We start from the raw sequence: 21,147 nt of genomic DNA on the forward strand, positions 1-21,147 counted from the left end.
AGACCTGCTGCGAAAAGGTATATACTAATTTCAGGGTGAATTAGGCTAAAATAGCAGCAGGCTAAAACCCATGCCTCAAATTCACCAAACCTTCAATAATATTAAATCTCATGTTATATTTTTTCTGAAAGTTACGGTAAACGTGCGACAAAATCTTGAATATTTTCAATTCTCGTATCTTATTTTCGACCCTCATCCTAAATGATGCCAACTCTCGGTTGTGCTCCTTTTGCTCCTCAGTTAGTGGCTTCTTTCGGTATTTTTTGTATGGTATCACAACGTTACTTTGCAATTTTTGCCATCCCTGATAGCCAGAATCGGCATGCTTTATACTGTCTGTAGGCAGCAATTTCTCCTGTTTTCTTATCCGAAAATCGTGAATTCTCCCACGGTGAGATCTTGAAACCGATAAAATTTGCCCTCTTTCTTCGATCACAATTTCTGTTTTCATTGTGTGCACTTTTTTCTTGCCAGAGTAACTTTTCTTCCGTTTTCTGCTTTCTTTTGGCTGCTGTATCTGCTGCTCTGTAACATCTGCCAGTATCTTCAAAATCCTCTCTGGCGTTAGGGTTCTGTCCTTTTTTATAGTAATTTTTTTTGCCAACAGTGGTTCCATTTTCTTCAAAAGTCGGCAAATATTCGCATTATGTAAGTTGAAAAGGCAGCCTAAAAATCTGTGGGTTATGTAGGTCCGATAATACAAAATTACGCACAACATTTTATCTTCCAGTGTCGGTAAATTAGCAATTCTTCCGTGGCGCTTTTTCTGTCTTTCAAGCTTTTTCCACTCTGGACGGACTTTTTCCAAGATTTTTCGAATTCTTCTATTTTCAATCCCGTTACATCTCGAAAATTTCTCGGGTGTTTACTTACTTTATGGTAATTCAGACTCATTTTCCCTCACTTTTTATTTCTCTTTTTCATACTTTACCATTTTTTACACTATTTTGCAGCAAGTCTACACAAGGTGATTAATGGTATGTAAATCTCCTCTTGATATCAACCTTCGTTGTTGGGAAAGCAGATAAACCACGTCGAAAATTCGCTTAAACCTTCTAACCACAGGCAAAAAGGCGCTTTTTTAATTTACCATTGAAATTTATGCCGTTAACCACCTTATATAATGCCACTTATAGCACTTTCAACACTTATGGATAACACCCCACTGGTGGCCCAAACTACAACGTTCGTACAGTTGTGACTTGTATAGCGGGAATTGGTATAACTAATTTACTTATAGACATATCCACTAACTATAATCTGTGTACCGCTACACAGTTAGAAGTATTTTTTGATTTTACAATACAGCTTGAGATTCAATTTTTATAATTTTCTTGTTGACTAGCCAGACGGTATCTACCTTCTCAGCTTACTGCTTTTGATAAAGTGTGGTTTGCAAGACCATATCAAATAGATCCTATTAAAAATCAATCGAATCTTCACATGTTTGTTCTTCATAAAAGAAGTTCAATGTTATCGTAGTACCAAGTTTTGCTTCACTTTTAATGTCAAAAGTTCCACCCATTAACTCTACTAATTTCTTGCTTAGCGGTAATCCGATGCCCGCACCTTCATTTCTATATCCCGAATCTGCTTGGCCAAAAACAGACATAACTTTATATATATCCTGCTGCATTATTCCTATTCCATTGTCATGAAACTCAATAGTTAATAAGTTTTTTTCTATATTTTCTTTTATCACCATTCTTATTAAACCATCTTTGGGAGTAAACTTGATTGAGTTTGATAATAAATTTATTATAACTTGTTTCATTCTCTTAGGATCTAAGATGACTAATAATTGTTTATTAGTCATCTCTTTTTTTAAATTAATCCCTGCTTCTTTTAATTTAGGTAATAGCATATTTACGCATGAATCTATTATTTTGTTCAGGTTAAACTTCACTTTTTCTACTATTAAACTACTTGATTCAGCCTTTGAAAAATCTAACACATCGTTAATTAAGGTAAGTAAGTGTGTTCCTGCATTATATATATCGTCTGCATACTCCTTGTATTGAGAGTTATCCATTGAACCTAAAGTTTCATTTTTGATCAACTCCGCAAATCCAATAATAGCATTAAGAGGTGTGCGTAATTCATGTGTAACGCTTGCAAAAAATTTTAGCTTATTTGCATTTTCTTGCTCTAATGCCTCTTTTATCTGCTGTAATTCAATGTTAGTTTTATGTTGCTTGGCTAGCATTTGGGTGTTAGAAAAGTGCAAATAGAACATTATTATTAAAATTATTAATAATAAGCCTAAAAATGTTAAAAATAAGCCATATGCTATAACATAAGAATTATTGTGGTTTCGAAGAATCTTCAAAAAAAACGACGGTTTAACGCTATTTTCATGGAATATAGGAAAAATAGAAGTTAATGTATTTCCTGTAGTATAAAATATTTCTTGGTTACTTAATAGTTCATCAATTTCATCGTTTGTAAGTAACTGTTCATAATCATAATCTTGAGTGTTAAAATTACTGAATATTATTCTGCCGTTTTGATCATACAGTATTAAGCTGAAATCCTTTACTTTGCTCACTGATTGTAATAATTCAGCACGCAGTTTTACCAGTTGGTTTATGTAATCAAAACTTTTGTATTTAATGTGATGCTTTTCTATTAGTAAATAATGGTATTTTTTTATCATGCCATTTTCCAGTATACTTTTTAAGTTTACACTTGAATCACGGTAAGAAGAAAGGAAATTACTCCTTAGTAAATAATTACAATATATCACACTGAATAAAATCATAAAGATTGATGAGAGTAATGCAATAACTTTTGTGTATTTGTTTTTCTCCAGCGCAGAAAACATTGATTTACCTAGCTTATACATATCCTTCTTATTGTGAAACAATGGTTTTTATGTTATTAATAATAAAATTTAGCATATAATATTTTATGACAATTTCTCCTATTTTGCCAGTTTATTCTCCTGTTAACATAAATTTTTCTTATGGTAAAGGTATTTACTTGTATGATATTGACGGTAAGCGCTACGTAGATTTTCACTCTGGAATAGCAGTTAGTAGCTTAGGTCACACCAATTCGCGATTAATTAGTGCTCTAAAATTGCAAGGAGAAGAATTATGGCATATATCAAATACCTATAATATACCTGCTGCCAATAATTTTGCAGAAAAATTAATAAGCAACAGTTTTGCTAACACTGTATTTTTCTCGAATTCTGGATCAGAGGCAGTAGAATGTGGGCTTAAGATTGCTAGGGTCTATCAAAACGGAAAAGGCAATAAGAACCGTCACAGAATTTTAACATTTCATGGTGCATTTCATGGAAGAACCTTTTTAACTTGTGCTACAAACGATAAACAGAAATTTTCTGAATTACTGAGTCCCTGTATTGATTGGTGTGATAACATCGAGCCCAATATTGAGAGTGTAAAGAAAGCAATTTCAAGTGGTATAGGTGTTATATTAATAGAACCGATACAAGGGCAAGGTGGTATCAAAGTAATGAATGAAGTCTTTATGAAAGAACTAAGAAAGCTGTGTGATAAAAATGACATATTGCTATTTTTTGATTGCGTACAATGCGGTACTGGTAGGACAGGAAAATTATTCGCATACGAACATATAGGAGTGGAACCTGATATATGTGCTCTTGCAAAGGGAATAGGAGGAGGCTTTCCGCTAGGGGCTTGTCTTGCAACTGAAAGGGCTGCTAAGTATATGGCGGTCGGTATGCACGGTTCCACTTTTGGTGGCAATCCGCTTGCAACCTCAGTAGGTAATGCTGTGCTCGAAGAATTGCTCAGTCCTGGCTTTTTGAAAAATGTTGAAATTAGAGGTAAGTATTTAAAAAATAAATTAGAAGACTTAGCAAGTAAATTTCCAATAATAGAAGAAGTGAGAGGGAAAGGGTTAATGCTTGGAATAAAAGTGAAAGCAGACAATCAAAAGTTTGCAGAAGAGTTAAGTCATCGTGGTTTACTCACTGTTGGAGTAACATCAGATAACGTTGTGAGAATTTTGCCTCCATTAATCATAACTGGAAAAGAGATTGATGAAGGAATTGAGATTTTGACTCAATATTTATCTGAGAAATCTTCTAATTTATATTGATATGAATGATAATTTAGTATGCCTCGGAGTGGTTACCTCCCCCCATGGAATTAAAGGAGCGGTTAAATTAAAAACTTTTACCGAAGAACCTGAAAATATATCCTTATATGGTGAGCTAATAAATGGTGATGAGAATTATAAAATAGACTCAGTATCCGTCATAGGTGATAATTTAGTAATAGCTACAATCAGCGGAGTAAATTCCCGTAATGAAGCAGAGCTTTTAAGGAATAAGAAGCTGTATATAGAAAGAAGCAAGCTACCGAAGCTAAATGATGAGAATGAATTTTATCAAAGTGACCTTGTAGATATAGAAGTAAGGCTGGAAAGTAATGAATTATATGGCAATGTAAAATCTATATATAATTTCGGCTCAGGGGATATATTAGAAATTTTGGTTATCAGCACAAAAAAACGCATTATGCTATCTTTCACTAAAGAGATATTTCCACATATAAATATAAGGGGGAGGTATATAGTATTAAATATGCCAGAATTTATTGACTAATAAAGATTTTGATATTTATATAAAGCTATTTATAATTATAAGATCAAGTTGAAAATGTAATTATGGCAGAAAGAGCTAACGATATCAGGCCAGGTCAGGTGTTGGAACATAACGGCGGATTATTTTTGGTTGTAGGTATTATGCATACTCAACCTGGTAAAGGTGGTGCATACATACAAGCCGAAATGAAAAACATTAAAACCGGAGCAAAACACTATGAAAGATTTCGCTCTGATGCAACAATCAGAAGAGCAATTTTAGATGAAGAGGAGTATGTTTACCTTTTCACTGAAGGAAACATTGTAAATCTTATGCATCCAAGTAATTACGAGCAAATCACTATAAATTTGGACTTGTTGGGAGAGAAAAAGATTTATCTACAGGATAATATGAAAGTTAAAATAGTAACTTATCAAGACAAAATAATTTCTGCGCATGTGCCTGATTATGTTACACTTGCTGTGAAAGAAACAGAGTCTGTTATTAAAGGCCAAACTGTTACTTCTTCTTATAAGCCTGCAATTTTAGAAAACGGAATGCGCGTTAACGTGCCTCAGTTTATAAAAGAAGAGGATAAAATTGTAGTATATACTCCAGATGACAGCTATTATGAAAGAGTGAAAGAGTAAAAGGAAGAATGTCCATCTCATCACCACGAATTAATGTGATGCTTGATTCTGTGCGTAGTGCTTCCAGGCAGCTTATGCGCGATTTTAATGAATTGCAAATTTCTAATGTTAAATCAGCAGACTTTATTAATAAAACTTATTCAAAATCCAAGCAAACCATATACAATTGCTTGCACGACTACAAACGAGACTATGGGTTTATTTCCGAAGGTGATACTGACCAAGAAATAAAAGATAACGGTTACACTTGGTTTATTATGCCTATAGAGGGCAGGGAGAATTTTTCTAGTTGCATAGTTTATTTTGCAGTATCAGTCTGTCTCATTCATAAAAATAAAGTTGTGGCGGCTGTAATTGATGCTCCGGCTCTTAGAGAAACTTTTTGGGCAGAAGAAAAGAAAGGTGCTTTTCTTGAGGATTTTAGATCTCGTCATATAAAAATGCGGGTGAAAAGCCGTGAAGAGGGTCTAATAGATGTAAGTGGTAATTTATTAAATAAATTGCTGCCTGGCAATAGTAATGTACGCTCCATCGGTTCAACAATTTTAGGCTTTGCGTACCTTGCAGCAGGAAGGCACAGAGGAACAGTTTACTCTGGAGTTAACAAATACAAAACTTCGCTCGGTAGGCTTTTTCTGCAAGAAAGCGGTGGAAGGCTAACGGAAGACAACGGATTGATTATTGCTGGCGATGTTAAATTAGGATAAATAGGCTACAGAGATAGACAACTTTTCGAGTATCTGTTCAGCAGAGTGGCAAAATAAGGTAGACGAGAAAAGACAACTATAGGAATAAATGGGTGTCATTTCAGTGCGTGACACTGGTTTCCATCCAAAAGGGTGTCATCCCAGTGCCCAGACACTGGGATCCAGAAAATTTGATTATGTACTGTACAACATTTTCGATCAAAAGCTGGATTCCAGTGTCAAGCACTGGGATGACAAAAAAGGGAGCACTGGGATTTTTGTTTCAGTATTTGTACATTAGCCATGTATCTGAACAGATACATCAAAAGCTGGATCCAGCGTTATGCGCTGGAATGACATCATAGGGGCACTGGAATTTTTGTTTCAATATTTGTACATTAGCCATGCATCTAAACAGATACCTTTTCGAAAACTTTTACAAGAGATTCTGTTAAATGTTTTATCATTTCATCAGTATGATAAGGTGTAGGGGTAATACGGAAACGCTCAGTTCCTCTTGGCACTGTTGGATAATTTATATGTTGAACATATATTCCATACTCATCAAATAATAATTTTGATGCTTTTTTGGATAACTCTGGGTTGCCAATTATTATTGGAATTATATGAGTTTCTGTTGGAATGAAGTTAATTCCTGTATTTCTCAGTGAGTTTTTTACTTTTTCAACGACTTGCTTTTGCTTTTCCCTTTCAATGTTGCTCGATTTTAGGTGTTCAACGCTTGCCTTTGCTGCCGCTGCTAAAACAGGCGACATAGCAGTGGTGAAAATAAATCCTGGAGCGGAACTTCTTATTACATCTACCAAGCTCTTTGAAGACGCGATATACCCACCCATCACTCCAAAAGCCTTCGATAGTGTACCTTGAATGACGGTTATTCTATCCATCAGGCCTTCTCTTTCTGCAATTCCACCACCATATGAACCATACATGCCAACTGCATGCACCTCATCCAAATAGGTGATTGCATTATGTTGATCTGCAAGATCGCATATCGCTTCAAGCGGCGCTATATCGCCATCCATTGAATATACGGATTCAAGAGCTATTATCTTTGGTGTTTTTGTGTCTACGGACTTTAACAACTGGTCTAAGTGATCAACATCATTGTGTTTAAATATATGTTTTGGTCTTTTTCCTGATTTTATGCCTTCTATCATTGAAGAATGGTTCTTCTCGTCTGAAAAAATTACTACATTTGGGATAATAGACGATAAAGTGCTAAGTGTAGTCTGGTTAGCAAGGTAGCCACAAGCAAAAGTTAAAGCAGCCTCTTTTTTATGCAAACAAGCTAAGGATTTTTCAAGTTCGACAACCTCTTTTGTTGTACCAGATATATTTCTTGTTCCTCCAGCACCAACAGATGAATTTTGAATAGCAGCAATAACACTCTCATTCTGTGACATTCCTAAGTAGTTATTACTGCACCAAACAATTACTTCCCTATTTCTTTCGTAGTCCATAATGTGGGGGAGCCTACCTGGCAATGACGCAAAGTGCGTAAATTCACGGTAGCGCCCCTCATCTTTTATATCTTTGATTTTGTTTAAGAATATTTCTTCGTAGTTTACCAAGTTTTTATTCGCTAATAATTAATACAATTATAACAAATTATTAAATGGTAAACTACAATATTTATTCTTCAACTTACTGTTGCAGCAAGCTCTTTATCAGCTATAAGTTCAACATTACTACCCTTAAATGAACTTGAAGGTCTGTTACAGCAATATATGATTACAGCAGCAACCAGACAACAAGCTCCAACTGCTACTCCCACTGCTAACATTTCTAAGTAAACTGCAACAGCCACACCTGAAATAATACCAGCTATTGCAAGTGCAGAAGCAGCTATAACATGCAGCTTACTACTTTTTGTACTGTTGCTACTTTTTAGCGTAGAATCTCCTTTATTTGTTTTCTCTGGTTCACCAGTTACATCTTCACCTGAAGAGTCTTCACCATACTCATCATTTGCTGTACCTAGTGAAGACATATCATCCTCAATAGAAATTCCATGCAAATCACCAGTAATTGAAGAGACATCACCCTCACCTACAAGTCGACCACTACTATCCTCAATATCTTCCATAATTACCATATGCCCTTCGATTGTAGGTGCACCGTTAACATTTGGAAAAGTGCTAGGTGATGGTACTGAAATTTCTGGTTGTATGCCTTGCAAACTACCACTACCTTTGGGAGTAAGGTCCTCCTTAGTTATATCTTCAGAAAAAACTTTAATATATTTATCATTGTTATTGCCAGTATCACCTTCATCACTCTTAGGCAATTTAGTGAAGCTTGAAGGACCACTACTGCACTCATCACCACTCACAGAATTTTGTGGTGAAAGTGGTGGTGAATCTTGTTGATCACCTTTACTTTCAGACTCTACCGGTTGAATAGGAACTCGTTCCTTCTCATCACCATCAATTGATAACACGGTAGTACTGTCACTTTGAAAAACAAGATCGTCCTGTGTACTTAAACTTTCAGTATCATCCATTTGTCCTAGAGCTGGAGTCTCAGGAACTTCTTGTTGCTCTTGAGTATTAGAAGGCTGTACCTTAAGTCCTGCACTTTCTTCTGGTACATGCTCAGTAGGTTGAACAGGAGCTTGTTTTTTCTCATCACTCTCAACACCTGTATTGCTAGGCTTGCTTTCAACTACTAAAGTTTTTGGTTGTGTGTTTTGTATAGCAGCATCTCCTTGGTGCTCTTTAAACACGGTTTTATCATGCTCACCATCGTTTAGCTGTCTTGTTGTAATTACTACAGGCTCTTCTTCATTAACTATATCCTGAATTGGAGAACTGCTACCAGAACCTGAAGGACTTTCACCACGCTTATCATCACTATCGCCAGCAACATCTTCATCACTCACAGGACTCCGTAGTAAAAGTGGTTGTGTATCTTGATCAACTTCAAACTGGAAACTATTCTCACTTGAAGAAGCATTAGGCGTTTCAGGTGTAGTTAGTTGAACAGGTGGTACAGTATTGCTTAGATCACTAGGCTGCTTGCCATTGATTTGAGCACCATTTTCCTTATTTTTTTGTTTGCCTTTTTTACCCATTACTCCTCCTATTGGATCATTTTCATTATTCATAACATTTTCTCGTTTGTCAACAATATTTTTTTGTGGTTGTTGACTCAATTCACTATTACTGCAGGTAGATCTCATTGCTAAACTACCACCTGCTACTAGATCAGCACCAATTGAACTAGGAAATCTAACAGACATATTTTCAGTTCCACACAACTGCCTTAACTCCATACTGTTTCTATTATTGTTAATATAAAGAGGCACTTCGTCTCTTCCATTAATGTTACACTCTATATGAGACATTATTAAAGGATCTTCAACGACCATAGCATTAAACCCGTTTTTATGGCTTATTAAATCAGCAAACTCCATTTTTCTTTCAAAATAATAGCGTTGTTCCGTGTTTGAAATAGCACTGAAAAAAAGATAATAAGGCGTAGTTAAAGCTGTAGTGATTATATAATAAGGAACTGCAACTACATAAGAAAAGTAATAGTATTTAGATCTATTACTATCTGGTTGAAAATCTTCTGGTTTCATATCTTGAATGCAACCATAATAGGTGTCTGTTTTATGATAATACTTTTCTACTATATGGAGGTCCGTCACAAGGCAGTTTACTATCAAGTTACCTGTTTTTATTTTTAATGGTTCACCTACATGTTTAAAGCCCATAGAACCAGTTGGGAGCATGGGTATTGGATCTGATAAATTAGTTACTCTAATGGTATTTTCTCCAAGAAGCCTTTCATAAATTTCAGCACCACGGGAGTCAAAAACCCTCGGAGAACCAAAAGTTACAACACAAATATGTTCAGCATTCTTTACTTTCTTAAGATATAAAGCAGTTATAGTAGTAAGAGCGGCTCCCATACTATGGCCCGTACAATTAATTCTAAAATCTTTGATTTCTGATCCTTGCTTTTTAATGTAATCGCTTAATACTTTATCAAGACTAGGCAACAAATCATAAAATGCATTATAAAAACCACTATGCATTTTCCCACCTTCAGGTAAAATTTCTGGAGTAAATGCTGCGCTTACATCAGTTATCACATCATCAAGGTCTTTAGTACCACGATAGGCTATGGTTATTTCTTTATCTTTTGTAAAAACAAAACCAGCAGGCGTTCCATTTTTCTCATAATAAAATGGAATAATACCATAACCTTCGTTAACGAGTGTAGCTTTAGTTTTATATCTACTATCTAACCTTTCATCGTTATTACCATAGCTGATTTTACAGAAATTACACATCTCTAATAATTCCTGTTTACTAAACCCTGCAATTTGTATTTTGTCTAGATCACTAACCTCGATAATTTCATAACCATTCTCAAAGCTACTACATTGAAGTTTATCCTCGAGTTGACTTCCATTACCTGAAATTTCAGACTCTTCTTCTCCTTCAATACCTGAATCTCCGGAATGGTGACGCTCCTTAGTTCCTCCTTGATTTTTGCTTTCTAAAATCTCGAATTCTTCTTCAATACTTGAATCCTCAGAATCTGGCTTTTCAAAACCATGCCAATTTTTGATTAATCTTTCAGGATTTGATTGGCCATGTGAAGTTGTATCCTGTGATACAAAGTCTCTAAAATTGGAACCAAACATGCTTTACCTCCATAGCTAACTCAAGAAAGGTTTCCCTACGTCATACCGCCGCGGTATCTCAGCATAGATTTCGCTAACGAGTAGCGGAATGACGAATTTGTTGTTTTTCAAATTGTAGGTAAACCTAAGCCACTTTAGCTATAGCTAATATAGCATTAAACAGAAATTTTGCCAAGCAAATTATTTAGCCTTTTAGCAAACAGGCTTGCATCGTCCATCTCTTCACCTTCCACGATACAAGCTTGGTAGAACAATAGGTGGACCATGTCCTCCAATGTTGGGTTTTCACCATTTTCAGCGTGAGATTTCATTATACTTTTTATTACAGGATGTTTAGTGTTGATTTCCAGCACCTTTGGCGTGCGGTAATTTAACTGCTTTTGTTCACGCAAAAAACGCTCCATGCGAAGATCCATAGTACCTTCATCAACCGCTAAACACACAGGACTGTCAGTCAACTTTTTAGAGATCTTTACACTTTTTACTGAATTTCCGAGCACTGTAGTAAAATATTGCAATATAGTTTCCTCAGTTTTTTCTTCATTCGATTTATTTTCTTCATTTTTCTTATCTTCTTCTGAAGAGAATTTTTCCAAATCAACATCAGCGCGAGTCACAGACTTAAACTTTTGATCTTTATATTCATGAATTACACTGGTCCAGAAATCATCCACTGGATCAACGAACAGAAGAACCTCCAGCCCTTTACTGACGAATCCCTCAAGTTGCGGACTGTTTTTCACTGAATCGAGGCTATTTCCGGTGAGATAATAGATATGTTCCTGTTCAGGCTTCATTCTGCTTATATAGTCATCAATGCTGATCAACTTCTCATCACCGGTGCTATTAAATCTGCAAATTGAGAGCAGCGCTTCTCTCTCATCAGTTGGCATAGCTTCACAAAGACCTTCCTTTAAAACTGCACCAAAATTGGTCCAGAATTTTGTATATTCCTCTAAATTCTCTTTTGCTTTTTTACCGAGCTCTGATATCACACGCTTAGTGAGAGATTTTCTGATCTGCTCAACAACACGATTATTCTGCAGCGTTTCTCTGCTGATATTAAGAGGCAAATCCGGTGAATCAACCACACCTTTCAGAAAACGCAAGTATTGTGGTATGATCTGTACGTTATCTTCAGTAATAAATACCTTGTTTACATATAACTTCACAGAGCAACGTCTATCTAGATGAAATAAATCAAAAGGTTTAATAGAGGGAACATAAAGTAAATTCGTATATTCTATTGCACCTTCATTTTTATTATGCAATATCATCCAAGGTTCACCACCAACATGCGCAACACTGCGGAAAAAATCGTTGTGCTCCTCCTGAGTAACGTCATTTTTTGGCTTAGTCCAAATTGCAGCCTTACTGTTTAACTTTTCACTTTTTCCTTCTTCGTCTATGAATTCAACAGGAAAATTTATATGATCGGAGTAAGTAGTGACAATGTTTTCAACACGAAATTTATCTAAAAACTCATTCTCTTCAGGGCGCATAACGAGCGTAATTTTGGTTCCACGAGGGACTTGATTATCTGATTTACTTATTGAATATTCTCCATCTCCCTTGGATTTCCAGACCCAAGACTCCTTCTCTCCAGCTTTTCTTGATTCTACTATTACTTCCGATGCAACCATAAAGCTTGAATAAAAACCAACACCAAATTTGCCAATCAGCTCCACAGCTTGGCTTGAATCCTTGCTATTTTTAATCGCATCTAAGAACTTTTGCGTACCAGAGCTTGCAATTGTACCAAGGTTATCTATTAAATCTTGTCTGTTCATTCCGATGCCATTATCAGTGATATATAGCTCGTTCTTATCTTTATTGGAGCTGATAGTGATTTTTAATTCATCACTCAAATCTAGCAAATTAGGATTTAGTTGGGATTCGTAGCGCAGTTTATCGCATGCGTCCGATGCATTTGATATTAGCTCTCGCAGAAAAATGTCTTTATTAGTATAAAGTGAATGAATCACTATATTCAGTACTTTCCCTACTTCAGCGTCAAATTTTAAATTTTCAGTTTCTTGTACATTATGCATTTTGAGCTCCATTATTTGCCTATTACCCTAATAATTTAAGTATTGCACTGCAATCTTTCAAGGTCATGTACGCCAAAATTAATGTTGGTGTAGTTATATGACACCCAATTTATGAGATCTCTTGCATAACAAACTTTTGGCAGCGCGTTGGATGAAACGAAAAAACTTGCTTGACAAGCCTCGCCAGCCCCCTTATCATGGTACTGAAGGTATTCATTTATCTTCAATCTGTGCAGATTAAATGACAACAGCATTACGTGATTGGCATCTTATTTTTAATTTTTTGCACTATGTGCACCTTATGTCTTCACAACATTTCTGGATTTTTACCCACACAAGCTGAAACGCGCTTATAAGTCGTTTAAGACAGTATAGTACGCCGATTTGCAGGATTAGAGAGTGACAATTAGCTAACACGGGATTTCTTTTGCCTTTTTTTCTGCTTAGTAAGTTTCTTAAACATTTAAACTAAGGTGAGTTGCATTTAAAAGCAGCTAAATTGCAGTGTTTAAGACTTAAAAAAACGCCAATACAGAAAATAGACAATGACTAGGGTTTCTTTTGCCTTTTTTTTCGTTTGGTAAGTTTCTTAATGTTTATAGCTAAGAGAGCCCAAGAGAGGTGTCATTCCAGTGCTTGGCACTGGAATCCAGCCTTTATTATACAGCCACTTGGTTGAAATTACGTCTTCTGGATCCCAGTGTCAAGCACTGGGATGACAGGAAGAGAAGGCTACTTGGATGACACCTTGACGATTTGAAGAATCATCATACCGCTACTTGTTAGCGGCGTGGCGGTATGACGTAGAACTGCTGTCATTCCAGTCTGGAATCTAGTTCTTATTGTACATTTACTTGGTGTAGAGTTAAGTTTCCTGGATCCCAGTGTCAAGCACTGGGATGACAAAGAAATAGGCACTGGGATGACGAGAAAGGGGCTACTCGGATGACACCGTCATAAAGGAACCAGTGTCAGCTACTTTCATGACACCATGACAATCGTCATCCCGCTGCTTGTTAGCGGGATCTAGAGATACCTGCGGTATGACGGTTCGTGGCGGTATAATGAAGCTTGAAAGCGGATCACCTTTCACGACCTGTATTTACTTCAGGAGTATTAACAGGTGTTATCGTTGGGTTTTCAAGTTGTGTTGCTTGCTCTAAGCCCTTGCTTATACTTTTGTCCTGATTTAAAATTTTATCAAAGTTCTTACTTTGTTGGCAATCATTTATCACGTTAATTTCTAAGCCAGGGCCTTTATAATTGAAAAACTCACCAGGTTGGACATTATATTCCTTACCATTGATATTTAAGTTAATCGCATTAGCAATATTGAGAGAAGTTGTATCTTGCTGCAGATTTTGCTTTGTCTCAGGACTATTATATGTAATACTAACTTTAAGAGCTTTATCCTGATAATTAAAGGCCTTTCCTGGCTCTAAATTAAACTCTTTTCCGTTTATATTTATGAAAGAACCTCGATTCATGCTTTTTTGTTGCCCATCGTCATTTAATGTATTTCTTTGAGCATCTTCTTTCATGCCACGAGCATTCTCTACACTCTTTTCATCTTCACCCAAAAGTTTTTCTAATATTTTCTTCAAACCCCCCCCAGAAGGCTAAAAAGCCCTTCTTCTTTTTGATTTTCTTGTGGTTTAGGCGTGTTATCTTTTTTGCCTAGCTCAGTATTGAGCTTCTCTTTTACAGAACTCTTGCTCACTGAGGGACTAACGATGTGCTTTGATGGCTGTGTATCTGTTTGCACAGAAGTCTCTTTTTGTCTACTTTGCTCAAAGCTTTTACCTTCTGCTATAGGCTTTTTTGGAGAATCTTGGAGTTTTTTGTCACTTTTTGGTCCTGCAACTTTTTCACTTCTGAAAATACCCTTGCCTTTATATTGGCAGTCAAGCTCAGCAATTCTTTCAAAATCTTGATGTACTTTTTCAGCTGCATGGCTCTTTCGACTTTCAAGCTTCTGATTCAATTTAGCAATGGTCTGTACTTTATCTTCTAATGAAGCTCCTTCTGGGAAAGGACCTGGGGAACGCTCAAAAACATCTTTAAATTTTTTTTCGACACCTGTTTGAGGTGTATCTTTAACTTCAGTCATACCTACTCCTAATAAAACTTATAAAACCAGTGTATTAGCTCATTATGTAGAAATAGTTAACACAACTTGCAATAAATAGTGTTTCTTGTGGTTATCAAGAGCGTCTTATTTATGTTTTTTTCATCAAAATGTTATTTACTTATTAACCTAAAATACGTAACAATGTAGAAATGAGAAATAGTCCATTAGCAGTAGTATTCGATTGGGATAATACCTTAGTTGACACTCAAGATAACATTTTTAATGCTATTAAGCATACCATAAATTCAATGGGGTATAGTAATAAAGCTACTGATAGAAATTCCCATGAGTCGAGAAAGAGCTATATGGTCAATTTATTTGGCGATCAGTGGAAAAAAGCAAATCAGATATATCAACAATATTTAGATGATGCACTATTGCAAAACATTGCTCTGAATCAAGGAGTAGAGAAAATGTTGCAGACACTGAAAAGCCACAATATTTATCTAGCAATAGTAAGTAATAAGAAAAATACTAATTTACGTAAAGAAGTTGCCTATTTTAAACTAGATTCTTACTTTGAAAGAGTAGTTGGTTCATGCGATACTGCGGAAGATAAACCATCTGCAACTCCACTGCTATTTGCACTAGAGGAGAGTACGTTGCTTATAAATAGAGAAAATGTGTTTTTCGTTGGTGATAGCATCACAGATGTTCTGTGTGCACAAAATGCCAATTGTTTACCTATTATATACGGTCAATCAATAAGCGGTTATGAAGATTTGTTATGTTTTCAACATTTTGATAAACTTACAGATTTTATAATAAAGTATTTAGAAGGTAGATAATGACAGAGATTGCCAGTATACAAAGGCGCTTTTGCGCATATTTAATAGATGTAGCAATTTTATTAATTCCAACTTTATTAATTATACTGCTATTAGAGGATTCTCCGTTGATCTTACATCTATCATACATGTGTGTAAATTGTAGTTACTTCACATATTTTATATCTTCAAAGGCCCAAGCAACTCCAGGTCAACAGTTAATGAATATATATACTACCAATTTAGATGATTCTAAAATAGACTTGAATTTAGCGTTTGACAGAAGCACTTCCCAGTTTTTTCTTCCTTTGTTAAACAGTGTAGTAGTTCTCCTTACTGAATTTTTGCAAGATCAGGAGGTATTAGTGAATGTCTTGAGTGCATTGAAAGTAATTATAGTGCTGCTCACCCTCTATTGGTATCTAGTTGCTTGCTTCTCTAAGAAAAAACAGACATACCACGACATGCTATTTAATACGGTTGTTATCAAAGGAACTATTAAATGAGTTGCTATAACTATCGTTATCATGTAAATTATGCTGATAAATTGAACTCAGGGAAGATTATGAATGAAGAGATAGTAAAACATTTGAATAAATTATTGACCAATGAGCTGACTTCTGTACGCCAGTATCTTTTGCATTTTGCGGTTCTCAAAAACAATGGAATTAATAGACTTGCAGAAAAGGTAAAAAATGAGCTTAACGAAGAACTTGAACATGCAAGCAAGTTGGCAGAAAGAATTTTGTTGTTTAAAGGAGTCCCAAATTTTCAAGATACAAATGGAATCTCAAAGTATGATGGAAAGTTTATAAAAGATACAATACAAAAAATCTTAGAAGCTAATTTGAAATTAGAGGGAAAAGGTGTTAAGGATATCAAAGAAACGATTTCTATCGCTGAGAAAGAAAAAGATTTTGTTAGTGTAATGTTATTAGAAGAGATGTTAAAAAATGAAGAAGAGCACTTCCATTGGATTGAGAAGCAGATCGATCTTATTGAACTAATGGGTGTTGAAAACTATTTAAGAACACAAATATAGAGTGTTAAAAAAGATAGTATTTATTTTAATTGTACCTTGTTTGCTCCTTTTTTTATTAGGGTTATGGCAAGTATTCAGATTGAACTGGAAGAATAATATTATCAAAAATATGAATCTTCCTGTTGTTCATCTGTTGCCCAATAACGACCTTGAAAAATTTAACTATAGGCATGTCAAGATTGGTGGGATTCTAAGTGGCATAGAACTATATGTTTTTGCAGGGCAACACGGCTATTATGTGTTGTCTCCCATGCTGCTTACTACTGGAAATTATATGTTAGTGAACAAAAGAATAGTTAAAGAAAAAAAAGAGAAAAAAGTAAAAATTGAAAAAGTAGTTGCAGATGGAACTTTATATTGCGATAGCAATAAAAGCAAAAATTGGTTTATCAAGAACGATACTGCTTCGAATACATGGTTTACCCTGAGTACAGAAGAAATTTCCAATGAGTTGGGTGTTAAGCTAGAGAAGTGTATATTATGGCCGAACAATTTTGGCAGCAAATTAGCTATACAGCCAATGAAGCATTTGGAATATGCAATCACTTGGTTTGCACTTTCCTTAACTTGGTTGATTATGTGCGTAATTTACTATAGGCAAAACCTCAATAAAGCTTGAAGCTTTCTGTACATAAAATTAGAAAAGTAGTCATTCATCTTTATCACTACCAAGGTCTTTTAACATACTATAATTGCCTTTTCTAAATCTACTTTTTAAAGACGTAACTCCACTTTCGCTAATACCACTGAGGCTCAGTGCAGCTCCACCTAGCTGCAATCCTATCTCAGATGTTTCAGGAATAATTTTACTAGCTCCTAGATCTCTATAAACCTCCACATTACTCAGATCTGGTAAGCGTATTACAATATTTACATGCGGAAAATTTGCAGCAACTAAGGAAACAATTTTTTTTATAGTAACTTCATTCTTTATTGAAATAACGAGAGCTTGAGCTCTCTCTATTCCTACTGATTTTAAAATTTCACATCTTGTAACATCTCCAAGATATATAGGAAAACTATCACTTTTTCCTTCTTTGACTATTTTCGATTGAATATCTACAACAACGTAACTTAAATGCTCTGCAGTAAGCATTTTTGTTACCATATATCCCACTCTACCAAATCCAGCAACTATTACATGGTTGTAAAGATCTTGTGTATCTGTTTCAACAGCTTCATCATCTAATATTGTTTTCTCAGTGCTAAATGAGTTTGCTATCCAGTCTCCAAGCCCCGATAAAAGAGGAGTGAAAGCCATGGTTACTGTAGTTACCATCATAAGTACTTGCGCGATTTCACTTGGTAGCACATTTAGCTCATCTGCTAAGCGAAATAAAATAAACGCAAATTCACCACCTTGTGAAAGCAGCAACCCAGCTTGTATAGCAGGTGCACTCTTAAATCCAAAAAATCTACACAATATATACATGATAGATGTTTTTAAAACGATAAGGATAATCGATAATAAAGTAATTAGTGGTAACTTATTGAGTAAAAGTTCGGTATTGATGGACATACCAACAGTCATGAAAAATAAGCCAAGAAACAAATCTTTAAATGGTAATACCGCGTGTTCCACTGAGTGTCTGTATTCTGTTTCTGCAACTAACAATCCAGCGACAAATGCACCTAATGCCAACGATAAATGGAATTGCTCAGTAATAAATGCTGCTCCTAATACTATTAAAAGCGTTGTTGATATAAAGACCTCATTACTTTCCATTTTAGCAATAACCGAAAATAAAGGTCTAAGCAATAATCTACCAGTTATAAATATCAGCACTAATGCAATAGCTGCTTGCACCAATGAATCTGCCAATGAGCTTATCAGGCTGTGCTCAGAATTGCCAGCAAGTAAAGGTACCAATACTATTAATGGTACCACTGCAAAATCTTGCATTAATAGTACTGCTATTGATAACCTACCAACCTGACTTGCTTGAGAACCTTTTTCTTGCAGAACCTGCAACACTATTGCTGTTGAGGATAGCGCGAGCCCACCACCAATAACTGTTGCTATATTTGTATTCACTCCGAAAGCAAGAGCGATGCACCATATTGCTACCATGGTAACTATAACTTGAAGAGAACCGAACCCAAATACATGAATACGCATAGCGATCAGGCGTTCAAATGTCAATTCAAGGCCTATAATGAATAATAGAAAAACTACACCAAATTCTGCAAGATTATCCATTGCTTCAGCTGAGTGTATCAGATTAAATCCATGAGAACCAATAACTGCACCTGCAACGAAGTAACCGAGCACTGGACTAATATTCATTTTCCAGAACGCTATGACTATAAACACAGCAGCAGAAAGTAAAATTATAATATCAAACAAATGCTGAGAGCCACTGTGCATGATATTTAACCTGTAGAATTAGGCCATTTAATTGAGCAGCCAATACTTGATTTTTGGTCAATTGGAGCATTACCAGTTTCTGCAATAAATTTCATAGCTTGAAATAAGTCACTACTTCCTACTTCATAGCTTTGGCCCTTTTCTTTTTTTGTGTCATTAAAACGTCCACGATAGCAAAGTTTTAAATTAGCATTAAAACCAAAAAAGTCAGGAGTGCAAACAGCCCCGTATTCTTTAGCTATTTTCTGTGTACTATCAATTAAATATGGAAATGTAAACTTATTTTCTTTGGCAAAATTAATCATATTTTCAAAGGAATCTTCTGGATATTCATTTACATCATTTGGCATTATTGCAACGGTGTTTACCTGATAATCTTTTTTCAATTGATCAACATCGCTTACCAGATTGCTAATAATTGACTGAACGTAAGGACAGTGATTGCATACAAACATTACAATAAGACCGTTTTTTCCACAACAGTCACTTAATGTGTAGTATTTATTGTCTACTCCCAAAAGATTAAAATCTTTTGCAGTGAAACTAAAATTGACTTTAGGAGTATTCAGAGCAACCATAGACTATTATTATACCATATATAATTTATGGTCTTATTATTTAAATGTCAAACGGTTTCTATGTATACTGTTTGCATATTCTTTTTTAGTATTATAAAACTTATGTTCATAACTTTCGAAGGAATAGACGGCTCTGGTAAAACAACACAATCTAAGCTACTTGCAAATCATTTTAAGCAAATTCACGGCGAAAATAATGTAGTGTCAACTCGAGAACCAGGTGGCACTGATTTTGCAGAAAAGATAAGAGGAGTGTTGTTAACGAATAATATTGATCCTATTTCTGAACTCTTGCTGCTTATCTCGATGAGGCACGAACATATGAAAAAATTAATATTACCAGCTCTTGCAGAAGGGAAAATAGTGATTTGTGATCGGTTTATTGATTCAACCATTGCATACCAAGGATATGGGTTTGGAGTTGATTTAAAACTAATAGAAGATTTGCACAGGTTGGCTGGAGTTAGATATCCAGATATTACATTTATTCTAGATATTGATGTTAAAGTTGGGTTAAGTAGAGCGAAAGACAAGAATAAATATGAAGAAATGGATGTTAATTTTTATAATAAAGTTGGAAAAGGGTTTAAAGAAATTGCCATAAAAGAGCCCGGTAGGTGCCATGTCATCACTGAAATTGAAACAAAAAATGATAATCAAGTACACACTAAGATTATTGATAAAATCACTATTGCAAAAACTTAGCTACACGTATTGAACTTTTGATAATTTAAACAGTTGCTATACTAACCTGTGGCAAAAAATTATTAATTTTAGGTGACGTTATTTCATATGAAAGATTCTCTTTTTGATTAGCTAAAAATTTTTGTATTTCATCTTTAGGTTTTTCACTTATTGTTCTATATGTTCTTGCGCGATTAATTAGCTCATTTCTACTATGCTTATTGCTTACTTCAGTTATGGTAAAAAATTGATCAAAGTGATTTAACAGATCCTTATCTTTTATTGAGGATACAATGTTATCAATGTCTTTTACATATAAAGCAAGTTTGTGCGCTTTGCTACGATCCTCAAAACAAAGATTAATCAGTACGTTACAAAACTTATTTTTTGTAATATCTCTTGTTTCTGCTAGCAAAGATTCAATTCCGTCTTCTAAGAAACTTCCTTAACTAGCTCCTCTTGTTGCACTAAAGTATAGCCAAATTCTCGTGCCTTTTTGATCAAAAATTTTACAGCTCTCTCCTTATATCGTATTTCATAGTATTCCATTCCTTTTTTTACATATTCTTGTCCGTATTTGAGCATACTATAAAATATGCATGCTATTTTTCTTGCAATAGCTGTTATTGCTTTTGGTGCTCCTAATCGTTTTTTTAATCTTCTGTAGTATGCACCCAATGAACTTTTACTATTTCCTACAGAATTAGCAGCCATTCGAAATGCATTCGCAGCACGATTAATGACTTTACGCGTTCTTGTGCTAAACACTTTTTCTCCTGTAATTTTATTGGCAGGGCTGAGTCCTAACCACGATGAAAAGTGTTTTTCTGTTGACCATTTATTATGGTTTATACCAGTTTCTGAAATTATAGTCTGTATACTTAGTATATCAAGCCCTGGAACTTTAGTAAAATCCATACCAGTTATTCG

At 35.1% G+C, this 21,147-nt stretch carries 21 protein-coding genes and 1 pseudogene; 10 read left to right on the forward strand and 12 right to left on the reverse strand.

Annotation, left to right across the window (positions count from 1 at the left end; all coding sequences use genetic code 11):
* Positions 1-61: 61 nt before the first annotated feature.
* Both OZD70_RS00090 and OZD70_RS00095 read right to left on the reverse strand, forming a co-directional pair.
* Positions 62-894: pseudogene (locus tag OZD70_RS00090) on the reverse strand (transposase family protein).
* A gap of 526 nt (positions 895-1,420) precedes the next feature.
* Positions 1,421-2,845, reverse strand: coding sequence for a sensor histidine kinase (locus tag OZD70_RS00095; RefSeq protein ID WP_275020037.1), 1,425 nt, complete (start codon positions 2,843-2,845; stop codon positions 1,421-1,423).
* 65 nt (positions 2,846-2,910) lie between these two features.
* Between OZD70_RS00095 and OZD70_RS00100 the strand changes: the two genes are divergently transcribed.
* The 5 genes from OZD70_RS00100 to OZD70_RS00120 all read left to right on the forward strand — a co-directional run bounded on the left by OZD70_RS00100 (position 2,911) and on the right by OZD70_RS00120 (position 6,280).
* Positions 2,911-4,092: an aspartate aminotransferase family protein gene (locus OZD70_RS00100; protein WP_275020039.1), complete on the forward strand. Its 1,182-nt coding sequence runs from the start codon at positions 2,911-2,913 to the stop codon at positions 4,090-4,092.
* Position 4,093: 1 nt separating this feature from the next.
* Complete coding sequence (gene rimM, locus OZD70_RS00105) at positions 4,094-4,600, forward strand: ribosome maturation factor RimM (protein ID WP_275020041.1); 507 nt, start codon at positions 4,094-4,096, stop codon at positions 4,598-4,600.
* Positions 4,601-4,662: 62 nt separating this feature from the next.
* Entirely contained in the window at positions 4,663-5,229 is a 567-nt protein-coding gene (gene efp / locus OZD70_RS00110; protein WP_164224875.1) for an elongation factor P, read from the forward strand.
* An 8-nt stretch (positions 5,230-5,237) separates the two neighbouring features.
* Positions 5,238-5,936 (forward strand): inositol monophosphatase family protein, encoded by a 699-nt coding sequence (locus OZD70_RS00115; protein ID WP_275020043.1) that lies wholly within the window; start codon positions 5,238-5,240, stop codon positions 5,934-5,936.
* Positions 5,937-6,043: 107 nt separating this feature from the next.
* Positions 6,044-6,280, forward strand: a complete 237-nt coding sequence (locus OZD70_RS00120; RefSeq protein WP_275020046.1) for a WPE palindromic element domain-containing protein — start codon at positions 6,044-6,046, stop codon at positions 6,278-6,280.
* 45 nt (positions 6,281-6,325) lie between these two features.
* Here the strand turns inward: OZD70_RS00120 and hemA are convergent, their stop codons facing one another.
* The 6 genes from hemA to OZD70_RS00155 all read right to left on the reverse strand — a co-directional run bounded on the left by hemA (position 6,326) and on the right by OZD70_RS00155 (position 14,757).
* Positions 6,326-7,510: a 5-aminolevulinate synthase gene (gene hemA / locus OZD70_RS00125; RefSeq protein ID WP_275020048.1), complete on the reverse strand. Its 1,185-nt coding sequence runs from the start codon at positions 7,508-7,510 to the stop codon at positions 6,326-6,328.
* 68 nt (positions 7,511-7,578) lie between these two features.
* Entirely contained in the window at positions 7,579-10,596 is a 3,018-nt protein-coding gene (locus OZD70_RS00130) for a lipase family protein (RefSeq protein ID WP_275020050.1), read from the reverse strand.
* Between the two features lie 155 nt (positions 10,597-10,751).
* Positions 10,752-12,647, reverse strand: coding sequence for a molecular chaperone HtpG (gene htpG / locus OZD70_RS00135; protein ID WP_275020053.1), 1,896 nt, complete (start codon positions 12,645-12,647; stop codon positions 10,752-10,754).
* A gap of 732 nt (positions 12,648-13,379) precedes the next feature.
* On the reverse strand, positions 13,380-13,565 hold the full coding sequence (locus tag OZD70_RS00145) for a hypothetical protein (protein WP_182183653.1): 186 nt from the start codon (positions 13,563-13,565) through the stop codon (positions 13,380-13,382).
* A gap of 164 nt (positions 13,566-13,729) precedes the next feature.
* Entirely contained in the window at positions 13,730-14,251 is a 522-nt protein-coding gene (locus tag OZD70_RS00150) for a hypothetical protein (RefSeq protein WP_275020056.1), read from the reverse strand.
* Entirely contained in the window at positions 14,248-14,757 is a 510-nt protein-coding gene (locus OZD70_RS00155) for a hypothetical protein (protein WP_275020057.1), read from the reverse strand. Before OZD70_RS00155 ends, OZD70_RS00150 begins: the two co-directional genes overlap by 4 nt.
* 170 nt (positions 14,758-14,927) lie before the next feature.
* On the opposite strand from OZD70_RS00155, the gene OZD70_RS00160 reads away from it, so the two are divergent.
* From OZD70_RS00160 to OZD70_RS00175, 4 genes are read left to right on the forward strand one after another with little or no spacing between them, the layout of a single operon-like run.
* Positions 14,928-15,566 carry an HAD family hydrolase gene (locus OZD70_RS00160; RefSeq protein ID WP_275020059.1) on the forward strand — a complete coding sequence of 213 codons (639 nt, stop codon included), beginning with the start codon at positions 14,928-14,930 and terminating at the stop codon, positions 15,564-15,566.
* A complete protein-coding gene (locus OZD70_RS00165; protein ID WP_275020061.1) occupies positions 15,566-16,051 on the forward strand; it encodes an RDD family protein in 486 nt (161 codons plus the stop codon). The genes OZD70_RS00160 and OZD70_RS00165 overlap by 1 nt, the downstream gene beginning before the upstream one ends.
* Positions 16,048-16,587: a bacterioferritin gene (bfr, locus tag OZD70_RS00170; RefSeq protein WP_275020063.1), complete on the forward strand. Its 540-nt coding sequence runs from the start codon at positions 16,048-16,050 to the stop codon at positions 16,585-16,587. Before OZD70_RS00165 ends, bfr begins: the two co-directional genes overlap by 4 nt.
* A gap of 1 nt (position 16,588) precedes the next feature.
* Positions 16,589-17,206 carry an SURF1 family protein gene (locus tag OZD70_RS00175; protein ID WP_275020065.1) on the forward strand — a complete coding sequence of 206 codons (618 nt, stop codon included), beginning with the start codon at positions 16,589-16,591 and terminating at the stop codon, positions 17,204-17,206.
* A gap of 30 nt (positions 17,207-17,236) precedes the next feature.
* On the opposite strand, the gene OZD70_RS00180 is transcribed toward OZD70_RS00175, so the two are convergent.
* Both OZD70_RS00180 and OZD70_RS00185 read right to left on the reverse strand, forming a co-directional pair.
* The gene (locus OZD70_RS00180) at positions 17,237-18,955 is read right to left on the reverse strand and encodes a monovalent cation:proton antiporter-2 (CPA2) family protein (RefSeq protein WP_275020067.1); all 1,719 of its coding nucleotides are present in this window, start codon (positions 18,953-18,955) and stop codon (positions 17,237-17,239) included.
* 5 nt (positions 18,956-18,960) lie between these two features.
* Positions 18,961-19,533 (reverse strand): thioredoxin family protein, encoded by a 573-nt coding sequence (locus OZD70_RS00185; RefSeq protein WP_182183642.1) that lies wholly within the window; start codon positions 19,531-19,533, stop codon positions 18,961-18,963.
* 102 nt (positions 19,534-19,635) lie between these two features.
* Between OZD70_RS00185 and tmk the strand changes: the two genes are divergently transcribed.
* Positions 19,636-20,238 (forward strand): dTMP kinase, encoded by a 603-nt coding sequence (tmk, locus tag OZD70_RS00190; protein WP_275020069.1) that lies wholly within the window; start codon positions 19,636-19,638, stop codon positions 20,236-20,238.
* Positions 20,239-20,263: 25 nt separating this feature from the next.
* Here tmk and OZD70_RS00195 read toward each other — a convergent pair whose 3' ends face one another.
* Both OZD70_RS00195 and OZD70_RS00200 read right to left on the reverse strand, forming a co-directional pair.
* Entirely contained in the window at positions 20,264-20,632 is a 369-nt protein-coding gene (locus tag OZD70_RS00195; protein WP_275020070.1) for a hypothetical protein, read from the reverse strand.
* 17 nt (positions 20,633-20,649) lie between these two features.
* The coding region (locus OZD70_RS00200) for a transposase (RefSeq protein WP_275020072.1) at positions 20,650-21,147 on the reverse strand (498 nt) is incomplete at its 5' end.

This window comes from Wolbachia endosymbiont of Drosophila tsacasi, from assembly GCF_028982115.1.
Classification (GTDB): Bacteria; Pseudomonadota; Alphaproteobacteria; order Rickettsiales; family Anaplasmataceae; genus Wolbachia; species Wolbachia pipientis_B.